General features: G+C 63.8%; 14 protein-coding genes. 10 read left to right on the top strand and 4 right to left on the bottom strand.

The features are described from left to right. Positions 1–18: 18 nt before the first annotated feature. Genes D2V07_RS05105 through D2V07_RS05095 form a run of 3 tightly spaced genes read right to left on the bottom strand, consistent with a single transcriptional unit; the run spans position 19 to position 3,691 of the window. A complete protein-coding gene (locus tag D2V07_RS05105) occupies positions 19–2,217 on the bottom strand; it encodes a xanthine dehydrogenase family protein molybdopterin-binding subunit (RefSeq protein WP_119585417.1) in 2,199 nt (732 codons plus the stop codon). Then, positions 2,214–3,194 (bottom strand): FAD binding domain-containing protein, encoded by a 981-nt coding sequence (locus tag D2V07_RS05100; protein ID WP_119585415.1) that lies wholly within the window; start codon positions 3,192–3,194, stop codon positions 2,214–2,216. Before D2V07_RS05100 ends, D2V07_RS05105 begins: the two co-directional genes overlap by 4 nt. Next, positions 3,191–3,691: a 2Fe-2S iron-sulfur cluster-binding protein gene (locus D2V07_RS05095; RefSeq protein ID WP_119585413.1), complete on the bottom strand. Its 501-nt coding sequence runs from the start codon at positions 3,689–3,691 to the stop codon at positions 3,191–3,193. Before D2V07_RS05095 ends, D2V07_RS05100 begins: the two co-directional genes overlap by 4 nt. A gap of 207 nt (positions 3,692–3,898) precedes the next feature. On the opposite strand from D2V07_RS05095, the gene D2V07_RS05090 reads away from it, so the two are divergent. From D2V07_RS05090 to mmsB, 5 genes are all read left to right on the top strand, one after another. Further along, positions 3,899–4,645 (top strand): enoyl-CoA hydratase-related protein, encoded by a 747-nt coding sequence (locus D2V07_RS05090; RefSeq protein WP_233548248.1) that lies wholly within the window; start codon positions 3,899–3,901, stop codon positions 4,643–4,645. A gap of 109 nt (positions 4,646–4,754) precedes the next feature. Further along, positions 4,755–6,254, top strand: a complete 1,500-nt coding sequence (locus D2V07_RS05085; protein WP_119585409.1) for a CoA-acylating methylmalonate-semialdehyde dehydrogenase — start codon at positions 4,755–4,757, stop codon at positions 6,252–6,254. Then, positions 6,254–6,739, top strand: coding sequence for a hypothetical protein (locus D2V07_RS05080; protein WP_119585407.1), 486 nt, complete (start codon positions 6,254–6,256; stop codon positions 6,737–6,739). The genes D2V07_RS05085 and D2V07_RS05080 overlap by 1 nt, the downstream gene beginning before the upstream one ends. A 17-nt stretch (positions 6,740–6,756) precedes the next feature. Beyond that, on the top strand, positions 6,757–7,542 hold the full coding sequence (locus tag D2V07_RS05075) for an enoyl-CoA hydratase-related protein (protein WP_119585405.1): 786 nt from the start codon (positions 6,757–6,759) through the stop codon (positions 7,540–7,542). Position 7,543: 1 nt separating this feature from the next. Next, on the top strand, positions 7,544–8,416 hold the full coding sequence (gene mmsB, locus D2V07_RS05070) for a 3-hydroxyisobutyrate dehydrogenase (RefSeq protein WP_119585402.1): 873 nt from the start codon (positions 7,544–7,546) through the stop codon (positions 8,414–8,416). A gap of 11 nt (positions 8,417–8,427) precedes the next feature. Here the strand turns inward: mmsB and D2V07_RS05065 are convergent, their stop codons facing one another. Then, a complete protein-coding gene (locus D2V07_RS05065; protein ID WP_119585400.1) occupies positions 8,428–9,048 on the bottom strand; it encodes a TetR/AcrR family transcriptional regulator in 621 nt (206 codons plus the stop codon). A gap of 110 nt (positions 9,049–9,158) precedes the next feature. On the opposite strand from D2V07_RS05065, the gene D2V07_RS05060 reads away from it, so the two are divergent. From D2V07_RS05060 to D2V07_RS05040, 5 genes are all read left to right on the top strand, one after another. Continuing rightward, complete coding sequence (locus D2V07_RS05060) at positions 9,159–11,471, top strand: TonB-dependent receptor (RefSeq protein WP_119585398.1); 2,313 nt, start codon at positions 9,159–9,161, stop codon at positions 11,469–11,471. Between the two features lie 26 nt (positions 11,472–11,497). Next, entirely contained in the window at positions 11,498–12,358 is an 861-nt protein-coding gene (locus D2V07_RS05055) for an alpha/beta fold hydrolase (RefSeq protein ID WP_325048998.1), read from the top strand. After that, positions 12,355–13,632 (top strand): spinster family MFS transporter, encoded by a 1,278-nt coding sequence (locus D2V07_RS05050; protein ID WP_119585395.1) that lies wholly within the window; start codon positions 12,355–12,357, stop codon positions 13,630–13,632. The genes D2V07_RS05055 and D2V07_RS05050 overlap by 4 nt, the downstream gene beginning before the upstream one ends. 123 nt (positions 13,633–13,755) lie before the next feature. After that, on the top strand, positions 13,756–15,048 hold the full coding sequence (locus D2V07_RS05045) for a tetratricopeptide repeat protein (RefSeq protein WP_119585393.1): 1,293 nt from the start codon (positions 13,756–13,758) through the stop codon (positions 15,046–15,048). A gap of 20 nt (positions 15,049–15,068) precedes the next feature. Then, complete coding sequence (locus tag D2V07_RS05040) at positions 15,069–21,248, top strand: beta strand repeat-containing protein (protein ID WP_119585391.1); 6,180 nt, start codon at positions 15,069–15,071, stop codon at positions 21,246–21,248. Positions 21,249–21,288: the final 40 nt, after the last annotated feature.

Here is a 21,288-nt window from a genome sequence, read left to right as displayed (position 1 = left end):
GGCGAGGGACTTGCCGGATTACTTATCGGGCATTGCCGCCAGCACGCGGTCGGGGGTCATCGGATAGGCGAATACCCTCGCTCCGCAGGCATCGTAGATGGCATTGGCGATGGCACCGGCGCCGCCGCACAAGCCGAGTTCGCCCACGCCCTTCGCCTGGATGGGGCTGGCCGCCGCGTCGCGTTCTTCCAGCAGCACGACCTCAAGATCGGGTACGTCGCGGTGCACCGGGACATGGTATTCTGCCAGGTCGCAGTTCGCCAGGTGGCCGTCGGTAGGATCGAACAACAGGCTTTCGGTCAGCGCATTGCCGATGCACCAGGTCATGCCGCCAAGGCATTGCGAACGGGCCGTGCGCGCGTTGAGGACGCGCCCGAACCCAAATGCCCCTGTCATACGGCGCACGCGGGTTTCGCCAGTCCAGTGATTGACGGCGACTTCGGCAAAGAAAGCGCCGAAGCTGGCCACGGCATAGTCCTCGGTCGATTTACCCGGCTCGAAATGGCCGATCTCCTCAATCGCCTTTCCGTCCAGCACCTCGGCGATCGACTTTTTCTCGTTTTCCCACAGGGCGAAGCCATCTTTCAACGAAAGATCGCTCGCCTCGATGCCCAGTTTTTCGGCGAGCGTATCACGCAGCCCTTCGCAGGCCAGGAACACGGCCGAACCGCACGACGATGCGCCAAAGCTGCCGCCCGAGCCGGAGCCGGGGGGCATGTCGGTATCGCCAAGGCGCACCTCGACATCGTCCAGCGACAAGCCCAGCATCTCGCCCGCGACCTGACCCAGGATGGCGTAAGTGCCTGTGCCGATGTCGGTCATATCGGTTTCGACCAGCGCGGTGCCGTCGGGCCGAAGCGTAACGCGCGCCTTGGCTTCCACGACCGCGTGAATGCGCGCGGCGCTGGCAACACCGCTGCCGATCCACCATTCGCCTTCGCGGGTGTGGCGCGGCTTGCGCGGGCCATCTTTCCAACCGAAGGCGCTTGCCCCTTCGCGCAGGCACTCGGCAAGCTTGCGCGAACTGTAGGGCTTGTCCTTCGCGGGGTGTCTTTCAGGAATATTGCGCAGGCGCAGCTCTACTGGGTCGATACCAGCCTTTTCGGCCAGCATGTCCATCGCCTGTTCGACGGTCTGGACGCCCACGGCCTCGCCCGGCGCGCGAACGGATCCGGCTGTCATCCGGTGGATACGCGCGACTTCCAGTTGCAACAGCCGGTTGTCGCCGCCGTAGAGGAACTGGCTCGACTGCAGCACCGGCTCGGCAAATTCCTCTCCGGGCAGGTTCGATACCCGCGCCTCGTGTCCAAAGCCTGTCAGGCGGCCTTCGCTATCGGCAGCCAGGCGAACGCGCTGAGTCGTTTCCGAGCGGCGCATAATCGTCTGGAACACTTGCTGGCGGCTCATGACGACACGCACCGGCTTGCCAAGCTTCATGGCGGCGAGAGACGCACCCACGGTCTCCTGGCTGATACCCAGCTTGGAACCGAAACCACCGCCGACATAGGGCGCGATCAGACGGACCTGTTTTTCCTTCAGGTTCAGCGAATCCGCCAGTTCCGCCCGGTTGAACTTCAGCATCTGCAATGATGCGTGGACGGTCAGTGACTGGCCATCCCACTGTGCCATTGCGGCATGCGGTTCCATGGCGGCGCTGGCGTGGCCATCGGTGGTGAAGGTCGCATCGACGCTGTGGGCCGCCTGCGTCATCGCATGGGCCAGATCGCCATTCTTCGTGGGCTTGCGCTGCTCCGCCTCCACCGTATCGGGATCGAGGGGGGCATCCCCTTCGTCCGCGTTGCATTCGACCGACAGGTGCTTTGCCGCATCGCGCGCTTCCTCGAAGCTTTCGGCCACCACAAGGGCAACGGGCTGGCCCCAGTAGCAGACCTGCTGCGCAGGCTGGAACGGGGCTTCGCCTGCCATGCCTTGCGCGGCGCGCCCGGTCAGGCGTTCGTCGGTTATCACCGCCACCACGCCCGGCATCTGCAACACGCTTTCGCGGTCGATGGACGTTATTGTGCCGCGCACAACAGGAAGGGTGACGAGCACGCCTTCCAGGCAGCTTTCCGCGTCGAACTCGGCGGCGTAGGTGGCCGTTCCGGTGACTTTGAGAAGCCCCTCGGGCCGTTCCAGCGGTTCGCCCAGTACGCCCTGCTTCGTTGAATCGAGCACGTTGCGCTCGTCCGGAGCATCCTGCTTGCAATGCACGCTCATGCTTCAACTCCTGTCGCTTCGCACAGCACCGCGGTCAGCGTTCGGCGCGCGAGCGGTATCTTGAAATCGTTCTCGCCATACCCTCGTGCATCTTCCAGCAGCAGGTCGGCAGCCTTGTCGAACAAGGCGGGAGAGGGTTCGCTGCCAACCAGAAGGTCGGCAATGCGCGGATCGTGCCAGGGCTTGTGCGCCAGCCCGCCGAAGGCAAGGTCCGCGCGGGTGAAGCGGTTGTCTGCCATGTCGATCACCGCGGCCACCGAGCACAGGGCAAAGGCATAGGACGATCGCTCGCGCACCTTTCGGTAAATCTGCGTGCCACCCACGGGTGCGGGAAGCGTGACCGAGGTGATGATCTCGCCGGCTTCCAGCACGTTGTCACGTTCCGGCGTGTCACCGGGCAGCCTGTGGAACTCACGCACCGGCACGCTGCGTTCATGGCTGTCTCCGGCAATCTCGACCGTGGCATCCAGCGCAGCGAGCGCGACGGCCATGTCACCAGGATAGGTGGCGATACAATGCGGGCTGGTGCCGAGCACGGCGTGCAGCTTAGCAATACCGTCGATCGCACCGCAGCCAGTGCCGGGCTCACGCTTGTTGCAGGGCTGGTCGATATTGGTGAAGTAATAGCAGCGCGTGCGCTGGCACAGGTTCCCGCCGGTGGTGGCCTTGTTTCGCAACTGTTGGGTAGCGCCAGCAAGGATGGCGCGCGCCAGTACCGGATAGTCGGAGCGGACACGGGCGTGCGCTGCCGTGGCGGTGTTGCTTGCCAGTGCGCCGATACGCAGACCATCGCCCTCGTCGGCAATTTCACCCAGCGACAGGCGACCGATGTCCACCAGCGTCTGCGGGGTTTCAACCTGCAGTTTCATCAGGTCGATGAGGTTGGTACCACCTGCCAACGCCATCGTGTCATCGTCGGCAGCGAGCTGCGCAGCATGTTCAAGCCTCTCGGCGCGTTGATAGTCGAAGGGCCTCATGCGTTTTCTCCCGCGACATCGCGAATAGCGGCGACGATATTGGCATAGGCGCCGCAGCGGCACAGGTTGCCGCTCATTCGTTCGCGGATTTCCTCGCCCGTGAGTTTCGGCGATGCCTCCAGGTCGTCGGTGGCGTCGCTGGGCCAGCCTGCTGCAATCTCCTTCAGCATGGCCGTGGCCGAGCAGATCTGGCCAGGCGTGCAGTAACCGCACTGGAACCCGTCATGACGCAGGAAGGCCTGTTGCATCTCGCTGGGCGACACGGGCGAGCCCAAGCCTTCGATTGTCGTCACCTCGTCGCCATCGTGGGTCACCGCGAGCGACAGGCAGGAATTGATCCGCACGCCGTTCACCAGCACGGTGCAGGCACCGCACTGGCCGTGATCGCATCCTTTCTTGGTACCGGTGAGGCCCGCATGGGAGCGCAGGAAATCGAGCAGGCTGACCCTGGGGTCATCGGGCAGGTCGTGGGGCGTGTCGTTGATGGTGATCGGCAAAAGGATGCTCCTCTGTCTTGTGCTGCCAACGCACGACTTGCCCAATGTGTCCGCGTGACGGCGGGCGAGGGGCAGAGCCCGACCCGCTCCGGCGTCGCCATAGGGGAAGCATGTTCTTGAATGCCGGGAAGGATGGCCCTAGCAGCGGGCAATCGAATAAATTGGCGGAGCCATGTCTGGCATGGCTTCAGTTATAGGGAGATGCATGTGCCGGATCAGGAAATCCAGCTTCGGGAAACGCCGGGATGCCTCGAAATCCGCATTAATCGCCCGGATCGCAAGAACGCTCTGACGCTGGCGATGTACCGGACGATGATCGACGCGCTGGAGCGTGCCTCTGCCTCCGACGATATCCGCGTGGTGCTGTTCACCGGCGAGGGCGAAGCCTTTTGCGCGGGTAACGATCTCAAGGATTTCCTCGCCGTTGCCGATACCGGCGCGACGGAGGCGATCAACTTCATCCGCGCGGTCGCCACTTTCGACAAGCCGCTGGTCGCCGCGGTGCACGGCGCCTGTATCGGTGTGGGCACGACCATGCTGTTCCACTTCGACCTAGTCTATGCGGCGGACGATGCGCAATTCGTCATGCCCTTCGTGAACCTCGGCCTGGTGCCGGAGGGGGGATCCAGCCTCGCCGCGCCGGCCATCTTCGGCCGTGCCAAGGCTGCGGAACTGCTGATGCTCGGCGAACCGCTCTCCGCCGAGGACGGGGAGGCCAGCGGCTTCGTCACCCGCGTCATGCCCGTAGCCGAGGTGCAGGACTACGCCCGCAGCCGGGTTGATGACCTGCTCCAGCGTCCACCCCAGGCACTGGCCAAGACGCGCAACCTGCTGGCCGACAACCGCGAGGCCATGCTGGCGCAGATCGAGGTAGAAGCCGAGGTGTTCGCAGGAGCACTGAAAGGCGCCGAGGTGCAACAAGCCATCGCGGCGTTCTTCGCCAGGCGGAAATAGCCCGCGAGCAAATCCGGTCTGGAGCCGATAAGGTTGCAGGTGAAACTTTTCTGTTGCCTGCAACTTTTCCAACTGACATGCGCTGTAACCGCAGGAAGAGAGGAAACCCATGCGACAGATCGATCATTTCATTGCCGGCGGCGCAGGCTCTGGCGGGACGGGCCGCACACATCAGGTATGGAACCCATCGACGGGTGAAGTGCAGGCCGAGGTCGCGCTGGGCGATGCCGCGCTGCTCGATCGCGCGATCGCTCAGGCGAAGAAGGTGCAGCCCGAATGGGCAGCCACCAATCCGCAGCGACGCGCACGGGTGATGTTCGAGTTCAAGCGGCTGGTAGAACAGCACAAGCAGGAACTCGCCGAACTGCTCTCCAGCGAACATGGCAAGGTGGTGGACGACGCGCACGGCGACGTGCAGCGCGGGCTTGAAGTGATCGAGTTTGCCTGTGGCATTCCGCAGGCGCTCAAGGGCGAATACACCAACGGCGCAGGGCCGGGCATCGATGTCTATTCGATGCGCCAGCCGCTTGGCATTGGCGCCGGCATCACCCCGTTCAACTTCCCCGCCATGATCCCGATGTGGATGTTCGGCATGGCGATCGCGGCGGGCAACGCCTTCATCCTCAAGCCCAGCGAGCGCGATCCCAGCGTTCCGATCCGCCTGGCTGAACTCTTCGTTGAGGCAGGCGCGCCCGAGGGGCTGCTGCAGGTGGTCAACGGCGACAAGGAAATGGTCGACGCCATCCTCGATCACCGTGACATCGCCGCGGTCAGCTTCGTGGGTTCGAGCGATATCGCGCAGTATATCTACGAACGCGGCGCGGCGAACGGCAAGCGCGTGCAGGCCTTTGGCGGAGCCAAGAACCACGGCGTGGTCATGCCCGATGCCGATCTGGAGCAGGTTGTGAATGACCTTGCAGGGGCCGCATTCGGCTCGGCGGGCGAGCGTTGCATGGCGCTGCCGGTGGTCGTGCCGGTGGGCGATGAGACGGCAGACCGCCTGCGCGAAAAGCTGATCCCCGCAATCAACGCCCTGCGCGTCGGCGTGTCGAACGACCCCGATGCGCATTACGGCCCGGTCGTGACGCCGGAACACAAGGCGCGGATCGAGAAATGGATTGACACCGCCGAGGCCGAGGGCGCCGAAGTGGTGATCGACGGGCGCGGCTTCAGCTTGCAGGGGCACGAAGATGGCTTCTTCGTCGGCCCGACGCTGCTTGACCGGGTCACGCCCGATATGGAAAGCTACAAGGAAGAAATCTTCGGCCCCGTGCTGCAGATCGTGCGCGCCAAGGATTTCGAGCACGCGCTGCGCCTGCCGAGCGAACACCAGTACGGCAACGGCGTTGCCATCTTCACCCGGAACGGCCACGCCGCGCGCGAGTTCGCGAACCGGGTAATCGTGGGCATGGTAGGCATCAACGTGCCGATTCCGGTACCGGTGAGCTACCACTCCTTCGGCGGGTGGAAGCGTTCCGGCTTCGGCGACATCGACCAGTATGGTATGGAAGGGCTGCGCTTCTGGACCAAGTCCAAGAAGGTGACCCAACGCTGGCCCGATGGCGGCGGCGATGGCTCCAACGCTTTCGTCATTCCCACGATGGGGTGATGTCGATGCGTGCGAAGCTGGCCCTGCCGGTGGCGCTGCTGACACTCGCTGCCTGCGGCTCGCAGGACGAGCCGAGCGAGCCACGGCCAGACGCTGCCGAAACGGCGATACCGGTCGAGCCGAACGGCGGCATCGGTGACGGGGCACCTTCCTTGACCCAGACGGACGACCTGGCGCAAGACGATGGTATCCCGGCGCGGTACCACGGGGCATGGGATTACGTGGATGGCAACTGCAATCCCGCATCGGACTTGCGGGTCGAGATTTCCGCCGACCAGGTGATTTTCTACGAATCCGTTGGCGAGGTGGAAAACGTGTCCATCGGTGCGGACGGCGCGGACGTGGCGCTCGCCATGGAGGGCGAAGGTGAGAACTGGAACAGCCGTTTCCGGCTCAGCCTGCAAGGCAATCCGGAGCGGCTGGTAATGCAGAATGTCGATTATCCTTCGGACCCGACCAACATCCGCAAACGCTGCGCATCCTGAACAGGAGACGAAAAACTATGAGCGAATTCAACAACATTCTAGTCGAGAAACGCGGCGCCGTGACGCTGGTGACGCTAAACCGGCCCAAGGCGCTGAACGCACTTAACAGCGACGTGCTGCGCGAACTGGGCGAGGCATTCGCTGCCTACGATGCAGACAAGAGCCAGCGCTGTCTTGTGCTGACGGGTTCGGGCGAAAAGGCCTTTGCCGCGGGCGCGGACATCAAGGAAATGGTCGAGAAGGACGCGGTGGACTTCTACCTCGAGGATTTCTTCTCCGGCTGGCAGACAAAGGTGGTGAAGGGCACGCGCAAGCCCTGGATCGCCGCCGTGAACGGCTTTGCCCTTGGCGGCGGTTGCGAGCTGGCGATGATGGCGGACATCATCCTTGCCAGCGACAAGGCGAAATTCGGCCAGCCGGAAATCAACCTCGGCGTTGCGCCCGGCATGGGTGGATCGCAGCGTCTCACCCGCGCTGTCGGCAAGGCAAAGGCGATGGAAATGTGCCTGACGGGTCGCATGATGGATGCCGAGGAAGCAGAGCGCGCCGGGCTGGTGGCCCGCGTGGTGCCGCATGACGAACTGCTTACCGACGCGATGAAGACCGCCGAGACAATTGCCTCCAAGCCGCCGATGGCCGCGATCGCCAACAAGGAAATGGTCAACTCCGCGTTTGAAACGACGCTGGAGCACGGCCTCAGCCACGAACGCCGCCTCTTCCAGATCCTCACCGCCAGCGAGGACAAGGTGGAAGGCATGAAGGCCTTCGTCGAGAAACGCGACGGCGAGTGGAAAGGACGTTGACATGAAGATCGCATTTATCGGCCTCGGCAACATGGGCGGCGGGATGGCCGCTAACCTGGCGAATGCGGGCCATGACGTTCGCGCCTTCGATCTCAGCGAACAGGCGCTGGCCACCGCGAAGGAGCACGGCTGCGAGACCTTCTCTTCGGCGTCCGAAGCATGCGAGGGCGTGGATGCGGTCGTCTCCATGCTGCCGAACGGAGAGATCGTGAAATCGGTCTATACCAGCGACGTGATCGGCAAGGCGCCGCAGGGCGCGGTGTTCCTTGACTGCTCCACCATCGACGTGGCGACCGCGCGCGAAGTGGCCGAGGCTGCCGAGGCTGCGGGCTATGCCATGGTCGATGCGCCCGTGTCGGGCGGGATCGCGGCAGCAGAGGCGGGTACGCTCACCTTCATGGTCGGCGGCAGCGATGAAGCTTTCGCCAAGGCGAAGCCGGTGCTGGAAGGCATGGGCAAGGCGGTGATCCATGCGGGCCAGGCCGGCAACGGACAGGCCGCCAAGATCTGCAACAACATGCTGCTCGCCGTGCAGATGATCGGTACCTGCGAGGCCTTTGCCATGGCGCAGCAGCTGGGGCTGGACCCGCAGACTTTCTACGACATCTCCAGCGTTTCCTCCGGCCAATGCTGGTCCATGACGAGCTATTGCCCGGTCCCCGGCGTGGGACCGAAGTCGCCTGCCGACAACGGTTACCAGGGCGGCTTTGCCACGGGCCTGATGCTGAAGGACCTGAAGCTTGCGATGGCTGCGGCGGACACCGCCGGCGTCGACACCAAAATGGGTCGGCGCGCGCGCGAGTTGTACGAAGAGTTCGATGAGAAAGGCAACGGCGCCCGCGATTTCTCCTCGATCATCGAGACGCTAAAATAGGCGGGAGCGGATTAGTCCCGGCCGATGCCATGGCGCAACATGGCGTTGGCAAGATCGGCAACGCGGTCTGATTCCCTGCCCTCGTCCCACACCGAATAGCGCAGGCCCAGGAATACGTTCATTCCCATGATGGCCCATGCGTGGGCCTCGTCCATTCCTTCCCGCAGGTCGCCCGCGGCCTCGCCCTTTTTCAGGCGCTCGAGGATACGCCTCGCGGTCGTCTCGTAATGTTCGCGGAAGCTGGCGGGGTCGACGAACTCCGCCTCGTCGATGATGCGGTAGATCTCCTTGTTGTCGCGCGCAAATTCGAGGAATGCGTGGAGAGCAACCCGCTCCACCTCGAAGGGCGCAAGCTCGGGGGTAACCGCCTTGCCTGCATGGGCGGCGACCTGCCCGCTCATATCCTTCACCAGCGCGCGGAAAATCTCGTCCTTGCTGTCGAAGTAGGTGTAGAAGCTGCCCAGCGCAGTGCCCGCGCGGCGGGTGATCCCGCTGATCGACGCCTCGTGAAAACCCTTTTCGCCAAACTCCTTTGCCGCCGCATCCAGCAGCTTGCGCAGCGTCTGGCGCCCGCGTTCTGTGCGCGGAGCCTTGGTGTCGCTGCGTGGGGCCGGGGGCTTGGATGTTGCCATTTTGCAATGGCTAACCGCTTTCGGTGCGAAGAGCAAAAACTAAAAGTTGAAAGGTGGTTCATGTTTCAATATCAGGGGCGCCAATAAGAATCGTTCTTGGGAGATTATCGATGTCGAAGGCCATTCTCTGGCAATCCGCTGCCGTTGCTGCTGTTCTTGGTGCGCTGGCCATTCCCGCGCATGCCCAGGAAGGCGGGGAAACTGCTCCTCAGGCTGAAGAAGCGCAGGGCGGCACGATCATCGTGACGGCCCGTCGCCGCGAGGAACGCCTCGTCGACGTGCCGGTCGCCGTGTCCAGCTTCGGAGCGGAAGAACTGCAACAGCGCGGTTCTGTCGATATCACCGACATTGCCCAGATCACGCCCAACACCACGCTGGAGGAATCGCGCGGTACCAACTCCACCCTGTCGGCATTCATCCGCGGCATCGGACAGCAGGATCCGGTTTCCGGGTTTGAGCAGGGCGTGGGCATCTATCTTGATGATGTGTACCTGAACCGCCCGCAGGCTGCTGTTCTCGACATCTACGATGTGGAGCGGATCGAGGTGCTGCGCGGTCCGCAGGGCACACTTTACGGCCGCAACACCATCGGCGGCGCGGTGAAATATGTGACCCGCGAATTGCCCGACGAAACCAGCCTGCGTCTGCGCGGAACGGTAGGCACCTACGGCCGCGCCGAGGGCGTCGTCACCGCCTCCACGCCGCTGACCGACGTTGTCCGCGTTGGCGGTTCCGTCGCGCGCCTTTCTCGCGATGGGTTCGGCGAGAATCTGACCACGGGCGAGGAAAACTACAACAAGGATATCTGGGCCGCGCGCGGCACCATCGAGGTGGGCGGCAATGGTGGGCCCTACCTGCTGCGCTTCACCGGCGATTACACGCACGACCGCTCCAACGCGCGCGGCGGCCATCGCCTGATTCCGGGTGCCGTATCGGGCGCACCGGTGCTCGACGATGTTTTCGACACGCGCGGTGGCCTGGTCGATCCGGCGCAGGACGTGGAAGCCTTTGGTCTGGCGCTGAATGCTCGCGTCGACCTGTCCGACGCGCTGACACTGCGCTCCATTACTGCATACCGCGAGGATGACAGTTCATCCCCGATCGATTTCGATGCGTTGCCCGCTGTCGACGTCGACGTGCCTGCCTTCTACCGCAACACCCAGGTGAGCCAGGAACTGCAGCTCATCTGGGACGATGGCGGCCCGTTCACCGGCCTGCTTGGCGGCTATTTCCTCAGCGCGACGGCGGATACCGAATTCGATGTTCGCCTGTTCACCACGTTCGCCGGCTTCACCGCCTTTACCCAGGCCGACGTCGATACCGAGACTTTCGCGGTCTTCGGCGATTTCACCTACGAACTTACCGACCAGCTCAGCCTTTCGCTCGGCGGTCGCTACACCTGGGACGAACGCACGGCAGATATCCTGCGCCAGAACTATCTGGGTGGCGGTTCGCCGGTTTTCGGCGGTGCAGGCATTCCCTTCGGCGCCCCCAGCACCGATTTCCAGGGAACCGCGGACTTCGACAAGTTCACTCCGCGCGTCTCGCTCAGCTTCCAGCCGACGCCTGATCACAACCTCTACGCCAGCTATTCGCAGGGCTTCAAGGGCGGCGGTTTCGACCCGCGCGGCGTGGGCGTGAACGCGCCTGCCGCAACGCCCGGCATGCCGACCGACGACGAGGTTGCGGACTTCCTCAGCTTCGCGCCGGAATCGGTCGACAGCTACGAAGTGGGCTACAAGGGCAGCCTCCTGGACGATGCGGTTTACATCGCGGTTGCCGGCTTCTACGCCGAATATACCGACGTGCAAATTCCCGGCTCGGTAGCCTGTAACGTGGGCGGGATCGCCACTTTCTGCGGCGTCGTGTCGAATGCGGGAGCTGCAGAGTTCAAGGGTGTCGAACTCGAAACCAACGCCCGCCTGGGCCGTGACATGCTCGCCCCCGGTGACATGCTGCGCTTCCAGGGTTCACTTGGCTGGATCGATGCCGAATACACGCAGTTCATCACCAATATCGGCGGCGTGCCGACCGACGTTTCGGACCTGCGCGAAGTGCAGAACACGCCGGAGTGGAGCGGCAGCGCAACGCTGGGCTACACCACACCCGTGGGGAGCGGCGATCTCTATCTGGGCAGCACGGTTTCCTACCGCAGCAGCACCAACCAGTTCGAGGTTCCCAACGAGTTCCTCGACCAGCCCGGCTATGCTCTGGTGGATGCCAGCATCGTGTGGACCAGCGCGGATGGCGGCTTCAGCCTCGGCCTCTACGGTCGCAACCTGACGGACAAGGAATACATCACCTCCGGCTACAACTTCGTGGCTGGCAACCCGCCGGTGCCGACGCTGGGCACCGAGGGTACCTTGACCGCTTACTACGGCAACCCGCGCCAGGTATACGCCACCGCCACCATCGAATTCTGATCCGCATCCTGCGGACAGGAACTTCGATGATGGATCATAAAGAGCATCGCTATCGCAGCGCGTGCGGACGGCTTGAGCTGTTCGCACGCGACTACCCCTCGGACGGTCCCCCGCTGCTGCTCATGCACGGGCTGACCCGCAACAGCGGCGATTTCGAACCCCTGGCCCGGCATTTGGCGGTCCGTTACCGCCTGATCGTGCCGGACCAGCGGGGCAGGGGGCTGTCGCAGGATGAAACCGACCCCTCCCGCTATCGTCCGGATGTCTATGCCGGCGACATGTTCGCGCTGCTGGAAAGCCTGGGCATCGAACGGCCCGGCCTCATCGGCACCTCGATGGGCGGGCTCATGGCGATGGTCATGAATGCCATGAAGCCGGGTCACTTCCCTGCCATCGTCTTCAACGATGTCGGCCCCGTGCTAAGCCCGGAAGGCCTTGCGCGCATCGGGGGTTACGTCGGCGGCGGGGAGCCGTTCGCCGACTGGGACGCTGCTGCAGACGCCTGTGCTTCCATCAACGCTGACGCCTTTCCCGATTTTGGAGAAGCGGACTGGCAGGCGTGGGCGCGGCGTACCTGCCGCGAATTGCCCGACGGGCGCGTGGCATTCGCCTACGATCCCGCCATCGCCGATGGCTTTGCCGATATCGGTGACGAGCCGCAGCCGGATATGTGGCCCTTGTGGGAAGCACTTGGTGAAACCCCGGTGCTGGTGATCCGCGGCGCCTTGTCGGACCTGCTGGCCGTGGATACCGTGGAAGCCATGCAAGAGCGGCACAAGGGCGCCTTCAGCTACGTGAACGTTCCTGACCGGGGCCACGCACCCATGCTCGATGAGCCGGCGGCGCTGGCAGCCATCGACGACTTCCTGCGCGAACACCTAAAATGAGTTCAGCCGCTGTCAGCAGGGCCGACCCCAACCGCAACGTGGTGCTTGCCATGTTGCTGGTGGTCTACATCTTCAACTTCATCGACCGGCAAATCCTGTCGATCCTTGCAGCGCCCATCCAGGCCGATCTCGATCTCAGCGATGGGCAGATGGGCCTGCTGGGCGGAATTTCCTTCGCGCTGCTCTATTCCACGATGGCAGTGCCCCTGGCGGCACTGGCGGACAGGACCAGTCGCAGCTGGGTGATAGCGGTTTCGCTGGCTGCATGGAGCGGGTTCACCGCCCTGTGCGGACTGGCGCAGAATTTCTGGCACATCTTCCTCGCGCGCCTTGGCGTAGGGATCGGCGAGGCGGGCGGGGTTGCCCCCTCCTATGCCCTGATCGGCGACTATTTCCCCAGCAAGCAGCGCGCCACGGCGCTTTCGATCTACTCGCTGGGCATTCCCATCGGCTCCGGTCTGGGCGTGCTGATGGGCGGCTATATCGCGGCCACGGTGGACTGGCGCGCGGCGTTCTTTGCCGTGGGCCTGACGGGCGTCGTGATCGTGCCGGTTTTTAAGCTGCTGGTGCGCGACAGGGCCAAGCCCAAGGTCGCGGCAGACAATCCCGCGCCCTTGCCGCAAACCCCGACGCTAAAGGAAACCGCCGCAGTCCTCGCGCGCAAGAAGAGCTTCTGGTTCCTCGCGTTCGGCGCGGCCACGTCCTCCATGTTGGGTTACGGCATTGCCTTCTGGCTGCCCAGCCTGCTGATCCGCAGCTTCGGATTCGACCTTGTGGGCGCGTCGCAGTTCTTCGGCGCCATCCTGCTTCTCGGCGGTGTAGTCGGCGTGCTGGCGGGCGGGCTGCTGGCCGATCGCCTGGGCGGACGCGACCGCGCGTTCTACGCATGGCTTCCGGGCGTGGCCTTTTTTCTCGGTGCGCCCCTGTTCGCCGCGGGGATCACCAGCAGCGACTGGAAGCTGGCATTCGTCCTGTTCCTCCTGCCGCAGGCTCTCGCGTATATCTGGCTCGGTCCGGTCCTCTCCGCAGTACAGCACCTCGTCGTGCCCGCAGCGCGTTCGACTGCCTCGGCGCTGTTCCTGCTGATCAACAACCTGATCGGGTTGGGCGGCGGGATCTACGCGCTGGGTGCCCTGTCGGACTTCCTCGCTCCGATCTACGGGGATGAGGCACTGCGATATTCGATGCTCTACGCGCTTGCCCTTTATGGATTGGCAGCATTGCTAATGGCATTTGCCGGACCCTCCCTGCGCAAGGACTGGGTTGACGAATAGGTGGCCGACAACTGCGTTACGGTATTTGTAATATACCTAACGCAATTGTCATTCAGTTCGCGGCCCGGAGTATAATAGGCCCCCCAGCATTGGTGGAACTTTCCAATGCTTGGGGGCAGTTAGATGAAAAGAAGTCCGGGTTTTCGCACTCACACGGGGATTGCGGCAGCCTTGCTGATCGCGCTCGCCTCGCCAGCTTCGGCGCAATCGGGCGGCGATGCCGAGCGAAGCTGGAGCGAGCTTTCCGCGCAGGTCGACAGCCGCGCAGGCGATCCGGAGTTCGACTATGCGCTGGCCATCGCGGCCATCGACACCGGGCGCTACGGGGAAGCGATTATCGCCCTCCAGCGCGTGCTGGCCGTGCAACCGGATAACGCCGCGGCGCGCGCCGAGCTGGCCCGGGCTTATGCCATGGCGGGCGATATCGACACAGCGCGCGAGGAATTCGCCACTGTGGTGGACGATCCCAGCCTGCCCGATCCCGTGCGCCAGCGTTTTACCGGATTCGTCCGCCAGTTCGAGGAACAGATTTCGGGCGGCGGCAGCAGCGTTTCGGGCTTCGTCGATGCGCGCGTGGGGCACGACAGCAACGTCAACGCCGCCACCGACCTCACCACGCTTACCATTCCGCTGTTCAGCTTCCTGGGGCCCGGTACGCTGGGGGCAGGGGCCCGCGCGCAGGATGACGAATTTGCCGAGCTCAGCCTCGGCATTTCCGGCGTTCATGCAGTCGGTCGGCAGGACCGCATCTTCGGCAGCCTGCTGGGCAATGCCCGCGAGAATTTCGATGTTTCCGCTTTCAGCCAGGAAAGCCTGACCGCAACGGCGGGCTACGCGCATTCCTTCGCCAATCGCGACGTGATTTCGCTCAGCGCGCAGGCGCAGGTGTTCGCTCTCGACTGGGATGGCTACCGCGACAGCGTGGGCGCCATTCTGCAATATACCCACATGACCGGCGGGGGGCAGGCGCTGACCGTGTCCACGCAGTACAATCGCCTGAACTATTCGGGCCAGCCGTTGCTGGATGCAGACCGCGCAGCCATTGCGATCGGCTATGTCACGAAGAACCTTTCCGCCAGCGTGCAGGGCGGGGTCGAGGAGACGCGGCGGCTTGCCGGGGATCACTACTCCAACTGGTTCGCAACAGCTTCCCTCGGCGCCGAACTGCCGCTGTCGCAGCGGCTGGCGCTGGTAGCGGGCGGATCGTTCGACCTGCGCCGTTACGACGCGCCGGACCCGCTCTTCCTCGTCTCGCGATCGGACGAGCGGCTGGACCTGCAAGGAGGCCTGAAAGTGGCGCTAACACGCAATATCTTCCTCCAGCCGCGTGTCACCTACACGCGCAACTGGAGCAACATCGCCCTCTACGACTATGAACGCTGGACCGCTTCTGCCGGCCTGCGCTTCGAATTCTGATGCCGACCGGGAGATTTGACATGACACACACGACCAACCGCAATCGTCCCGCCCGCAGCCGCCGCTTCGCGGCGCTGCTCCTGTCTGCATCGGGCGTCGCGCTCTCCGTGGCTCCGGCCAGCGCGCAGGAGGTGATCTTCAGCGACAACGGCACCACGGCAGTCGCCGTGGGTCAGCGCACGACCCAGCTTGACGGAGTGACACAGGTACGCCTGGCCAGCGGGGTCATGCTGTCGTTCGTCGACAGGGCTGAATACACGATCGAGTCCGATGGCACGGTGGACCTGCACGCAGGATCCGTAACCGTAGCTGGTGCCGAGGGCGCGGCAGGCATCGTGCGCATGCCCGATGGTGTGCAGGGAACGGTTACCGGTGCTGGCAGCGCAGCCAGTTTCAGGGTCGGCGAAGACGGTCAGAGCGCCGGTCATACGCTGACAGGCGCCGTCACTGTCGCACGCGGTCGCAACGAACGCAGTTTCGGAGCAGGGGAGCACTGGGCGAGTGCCGGTGACAGCGGCCTGCGCATGGCGGTTTCCAGCGGCGTGCAGGCCACGCCGTCAGCCACCAACCGCACTGGCCCCGTCCGTGTCGCGCAGCTCGATACAGGTGGTCCCGTTGCGGCAGCGCAGAACGGCCTGCCCGTCTCTCTGGGGGACGCGCTGGCGGCAGCGGGCGCATCCAGTGACATCCTGGGCGCAGCGCGCAGCGTGGAGGCTGCCGCAGCCAATCCGGACATCGCGACCTTCCCCAGCGGAGACTTGGCGCTGCTGGTGGCAGCCGCTGGGCAACTGGAAGGCGTTTACGGCGGGACCCCGTTCCCGCAGGCGCAGGCTGATATTATCCGCACGTACCTGGAATTCCTGGCGAACGGCGGCTCGGGTGCTAATTTCCTTACGTCCTACGCTGGTTTCGTGAGCCAGTACCTGAACCTGCTGCGCAGCGGGGCACGCCCATCCAGCTTCGATGCGGCCAGGGTGGGCGATATCAACGCCTTCCTTGCTTATCGCTCACGTCTCGGACTCTTAGGTCAACTGGCCGAGCAGGACCAGGTGCTGGTCGACGCCTATCTCGCTTTTCTGGCAGGTGGCGGAAATGCCAATGCCTTCACCGGCCAGTTCACCGACCTGGTGGAAGCCTACTTCGCCTTCGTGCGGAATGGCGGCGATCCGGCGGACTTTACCGGCGCTTCCGCCCAGGTGGTCGAGGAATATATTGCCTTCCTCGACGACAGCGGGCTGCTGGCGCAGCTTTCCGCGTCCAACCGCGCGTTGCTGGCGGCCTATCTTGCCAACGGCGGACTAGGCTTCGTCAGAGAATACCGTAGCGCGCTGGACGACTATTTCGCCTTCCTGGCGGGGGGCAACCTGCCCAGCGATTTCTCCGCACAGGATGCTGCCACGCTCCAGGCCTATCTCGAAGCGTTGCAGGCCGCAGGCTTGCTGGGCACGCTGCCAGCGGCGCAGGCGGATTTCTTCGCCGACTACCTCGCTTTCGTACAAGCGGGCGGCAATCCCGATGCCTATGCGGGGCTGAATGCGAACATCTTTGCCGGCTATGTCACGCAGTTGCAGGCGTACTACGATTACCTGCTGAACGGCGGTGTGCCGAGCGACTATTCCGCGCTGACGCAGCAGCAGATCGCCGCCTATGTCGCCGCGCTGGAAGCGGCGGGCGCGACCGGTGCCTTCCTGCCGGACCTTGGCGCGTTCTACACCGCCTATGCGCAATATCTGGCAAGCGGCGGCAATCCCGACATCTATACCGGCCTGCCGGTGTTGAACCTGCCGGTCTTCGCCGATGCCCTCAACGCCTACGCAAACTTTCTAGCCGCAGGCGGTCTGCCCAGCGACTTTACCGCGACCGAGCTGGAAGTGCTGGCAAACTACCTCGCCGCGCTCGACCAGTCGGGCCAGCTGGAAAACCTGCTGGGGGCCAATGCAGGATTGCTGAATGGCTATTTCGCCTTCCTCGCAGGCGGCGGAAATCCGGACCTGTTCGCGGGGCTGCCGGTCTATGCCGATTACGTTGGCGCGCTGCAGACCTATTTCGCCTTCCTCGACAACGGTGGCCTGCCGGGCGACTATACCGCGCTGACGCAGCAGCAAATCCAGGCATACCTTTCTGCCTTGGCGTCGGCGGGCGGGCTGTCGCAGCAGCTGGGCAACCTCGGCACGTTCTACACGCAGTATTTCGCTTTCCTCTCGGCTGGCGGAAACCCGAATGAATTCGCCGGATTGCCGCTTTACGATACCTATGCCAGCGCATTGCAGGCCTATTTCGAGTTCCTGGCGGGGGGCGGACTGCCTGCGGACTACACCGCGCTGACCCAGCAGCAGATCACCGCCTATCTCGCGGCCCTGAATGCTGCGGGCGGGTTTAACTTGCAGATTGGCGGCGATGCCGCGGCTTTCTACGCCAGCTACTTCGCTTACCTGCAGGGCGGTGGCAGCGCAGGCGGGTTCGCGGGTCTCCCGATCTATGCAAATTACGTCACGGCGCTGAACGCCTACTTCGCGTTCCTTGCAGGCGGTGGCCTTCCGGGTGACTACACCGCGCTGGATCAGGCAACCATCGAGGCTTACCTGGCCGCACTCGCACAGGTGCAGGGGGGCTTCGGTTCCTTTGCCGGGCTGAACGATTTCTTCGACGGCTACTATGCCTTCATCCAGGCTGGCGGCGATCCGGCAGAGTTCGGCGGCATTCCCGTTTATGCCGATTACCTTAGCGCGATTGCCCAGTTCTACGCCTTCCTCGCCAATGGCGGACTGCCAAGCGAGTATACGGCCCTGACTCAAAATCAGGTGGAAGCCTACCTCGCCGCGCTTTCCGGCGCGGGCTTGCTGGCGGGTAACTTCCAGGGCGAAGCGTTTACGTTCCTCAACGACTACCTCGCCTTCCTTGCAGCGGGCGGCGTGCCGGATCAGTTCGGCGGCCTTCAGAACGGTACGGCACCGCAGCTTGCCGGTATCAATGCCTGGGTTTTCGGCACCGATGCCCTGCGCACGAACACCGCAACCGACGCCGATATCGACGCCGATGGTCGCATCACGCGGGTGGAATTGAAGAGCCAGGCAGGTAACCAGACATTCGATTACAGTTCGCGCACGGCTGACCTGCGGGAATTCGGCCGCATCGGGAATGCGGTCGCCTGGAGCCGCTATTACGTCGGCACTGGTCAGAATGGCACCAATGTCAGCGAACACCTGCTGGTGGGCACGCCTGCCACCAACATGCCTACCAGCGGCATCGTCTCCTACAATCTGGTAGGCGGCACTGCGCCGAACGACCGGCGCGGCGTTGCAGGCAGCACAGCCTATTTCACCGGCGAGCTGGCCGTTGCCTTTGGCGGCGGCGTGCCTCTGGTTGGCCTCAACTTCGATGTTCTGACAGGCAGTGAGGGCTACCGTGTGCAGACCACCGGCGGCGCGGCCAACCCGCTTTCAGGCGGCATGGGCGTCAATGGAAGCGGCCAGTTTGAGAACCAGAACCTTGCTATCACGTCGCTGACGGCCAGCACCTGCAACGGTTATTGCCAGGCACAGGTGTTCGGCGGATTGTTTGGTGCAGGTGCCTCGGCAGCCGGTTTCACCTACAACATCTTCGATCAGGCCGCGAATAACGCAATGCAGGGCGTGGCGGTGTTCGGAACCGGCGGCACACCCATCACGGGTTTGGGAACGTCGCCAGCCCCTGTCACCACCACCCTGCAGAACCAGTCGATCGCCTTTGCCAACAAGTTGATTGGCGACGATGTGCACACGCTCAGCAAAGTCACCTACAATGCCGATGGCATTCCCATCGGTTACGAGGCGTCGCTCGACCCGAACGAGGCGCTGACGAGCGGCAACATGGTGCTGGCGGATACCGGCACGGCAGGTAACGGCGTTCTCGCCTGGACACGGTGGAGCGACGGCACACCCGGCGGCAACTGGTACAACCAGACGTTGGTGCCGGTTGGGCCGAACGGCGGCTATCACGTAATCGCCGGCGCACCGCTAAGCAATATGCCCGCCAGCGGGGCCGTGGCCTACGATCTGATCGGGTTCACCATGCCCACGCGGCACGATGAAAGCACGTCTACCGGATCGGTATCTGGCGGTGCCGCAGTGGTCTTCGGTGTAAGCCCAGTGGTGGCGCTCGATCTCAACATCATCAGCGGGCCGGACAGCTTCAACCTCTACACCGCAGGCAAGCTGACTGATCCGACGCAGAGTACCCTAGCCATCAATCCGTTCGACGGAATGTTCCACACGCTGGGCATCGTCAACGGGTTCCGGGGCAGCGACAATGCGGTGTTCGTGGACTCGGCCTCCGCTTTCTGCGGCTCGACCTGTACGGGCTTTGTCGAAGGTTTCCTTGCAGGCGACGGGGCAAGCCACATGGGTCTTTCCTATTCGATCCGCTCGAACAACATACCCAATACCTTCATCGACGGCACTGCGGCCTTTGCCAAGGGCGATGCCATCGATCTTGGCGGTGGAAGCACCGCTGATGACGTGGCCTTGGGCGCCAACGGGCTTATGTTCACCTACATGCAGAACGCGGCGCGCACGGTCGGTTTCGCTAGCGATCCCACGGTGCGTGACAGCCTGCTTACCGCCGCGACAAATTCCGCAAGTGTCGGCAGGGTCCGGTCGTTCGCCATCAACGGCTCGACGTCGGACTTCGCCGTCGAAGGCGGGACGCTGGACAACGCCGTGGGCTGGGCGCGCTATCTGGCGCCGGACGATGGCAGCGTGACGTACGACCGGCTGGCCACAAACGGCAACCGGCTGACTGCCCAGCGTCTGGACGATAGCCATTACCTGCTATGGGGCACGCCGGTCACCAATAGGCCGACGGCGGGCGAGATTACCTATGACCTGCACTATGCGACATCGGTGACCAGCAGTCTCGCCAGCAAGGCCGACATTCTCGGGACGTTCACGGGGTCCCTGCTCGTGAATTTTGCCACGATGCAGGTGGGCATCGATGCCCAGGTCAGCTTTGAAGGTGCCAGCTATGCCTTCGATCCGTCCAGCAGGCTCGGCTTGACATCCAACGGCACCTTCTCGGGCAACATCAACACCCCGACCGGAGGCGTGGCTGCAACCAGCATCAATGGCTTCCTGGCGGGCGAGGGTGCGGGTTACGCCGGACTGGATTACCTCATTTCCATACCGGGATCATCGCTGCGCGGCAGCGCTGTGTTCGCGGCGCAAAGCGGCGATACGGGCGGCAACACAGGCGGGGGACCGACCACCAGCGATTTCACCGGCACGCGAGACGGTATCGTCTATTATACCTACCTCGACGGTTCCCTTGCCAGCGGATTTGGCGGCAGCGCCGATCTGGTGAACGGCGGACTGACGAAGTTTACCTCGATCCTCGGCACTGTCGATGTCGCGTCGGCAAGCGTGGTCGAGGCGGGCGACGTTGGCGACATGGCCTGGGCCCGCTGGACCAACGGTACGGTCGAAACGCGCACCGTGGTGGGTAATTTCGACACCGTACTGGGCGGCAACGAGGGCTATCATGTCATGGCCGGCACGCCGACCGTGAACCTGCCGAGCGGCACCATCGCCTACGAATTGATTGGCGGCACCTCTCCCACCGACAATCGCGGCTCTGCGCCGGGAACCCTGACAGGCGACCTGGCGATCGATTTCGCCTCGCTGGGCGTCGGCTACGACTTGTCGATGGAAGTCGGCGGCATGGGCTGGGCGGTTTCCACCACCGGGGGTGCAGCCAATCCCTCCGCGAGCCAGTTCGCCATTTCGATCGGCAGTGCTGGCTGGACCTTCGGCGGGACTTTCACCAGCACGAACAACACCGTCACCGCGACCGGCGGAGCCTGCGCCGGGTCATGCATCGTCAATGTCTCGGGCACGCTCTACGGCGCCAATGCCGACTATGCAGCACTGGCGATGAACGTGACGGATGCCAGTGCCCAGAACGGCACCATCGGCGCGTCAGGCCTGGCAATTTTCGGCCAGGAAGGTGCAGCAAATACGTCTCCTGCTGCCGGATCAACCGATGCTGCGGCCATGAGCTGGGCCCGCTGGAGCGTACCTGCCACCGGTTCCATCGTTCCGGGTGGCAATGGGGCAGGCAGCCCGCCCATCGCGCCGGGTCTGAACGCCCTTGCGAACAGCGGCATCCAGTTCTCCGCAGCGCAAATGGAGCGGCTCAACGCATATCTCGCCAGCCAGATAGACTGATCTCTGCTCCCCTTCCTCCCGGTGGCCATACCGGGGGGAG

It is taken from the genome of Aurantiacibacter zhengii, assembly GCF_003584125.1.
Taxonomy (GTDB): Bacteria; Pseudomonadota; Alphaproteobacteria; order Sphingomonadales; family Sphingomonadaceae; genus Alteraurantiacibacter; species Alteraurantiacibacter zhengii.
This window is presented reverse-complemented; position numbering and strand designations above follow the sequence as displayed.

Excerpts from the sequence above, each read along its gene's own strand:
- D2V07_RS05050 (WP_119585395.1), top strand. The coding sequence starts at position 12,355 with ATGAGTTCAGCCGCTGTCAGCAGGGCCGACCCCAACCGCAACGTGGTG.
- mmsB (WP_119585402.1), top strand. The coding sequence starts at position 7,544 with ATGAAGATCGCATTTATCGGCCTCGGCAACATGGGCGGCGGGATGGCC.
- D2V07_RS05055 (WP_325048998.1), top strand. The coding sequence starts at position 11,498 with ATGATGGATCATAAAGAGCATCGCTATCGCAGCGCGTGCGGACGGCTT.
- D2V07_RS05065 (WP_119585400.1), bottom strand. The coding sequence starts at position 9,048 with ATGGCAACATCCAAGCCCCCGGCCCCACGCAGCGACACCAAGGCTCCG.
- D2V07_RS05045 (WP_119585393.1), top strand. The coding sequence starts at position 13,756 with ATGAAAAGAAGTCCGGGTTTTCGCACTCACACGGGGATTGCGGCAGCC.
- D2V07_RS05100 (WP_119585415.1), bottom strand. The coding sequence starts at position 3,194 with ATGAGGCCCTTCGACTATCAACGCGCCGAGAGGCTTGAACATGCTGCG.
- D2V07_RS05085 (WP_119585409.1), top strand. The coding sequence starts at position 4,755 with ATGCGACAGATCGATCATTTCATTGCCGGCGGCGCAGGCTCTGGCGGG.
- D2V07_RS05040 (WP_119585391.1), top strand. The coding sequence starts at position 15,069 with ATGACACACACGACCAACCGCAATCGTCCCGCCCGCAGCCGCCGCTTC.
- D2V07_RS05080 (WP_119585407.1), top strand. The coding sequence starts at position 6,254 with ATGTCGATGCGTGCGAAGCTGGCCCTGCCGGTGGCGCTGCTGACACTC.
- D2V07_RS05105 (WP_119585417.1), bottom strand. The coding sequence starts at position 2,217 with ATGAGCGTGCATTGCAAGCAGGATGCTCCGGACGAGCGCAACGTGCTC.
- D2V07_RS05075 (WP_119585405.1), top strand. The coding sequence starts at position 6,757 with ATGAGCGAATTCAACAACATTCTAGTCGAGAAACGCGGCGCCGTGACG.
- D2V07_RS05060 (WP_119585398.1), top strand. The coding sequence starts at position 9,159 with ATGTCGAAGGCCATTCTCTGGCAATCCGCTGCCGTTGCTGCTGTTCTT.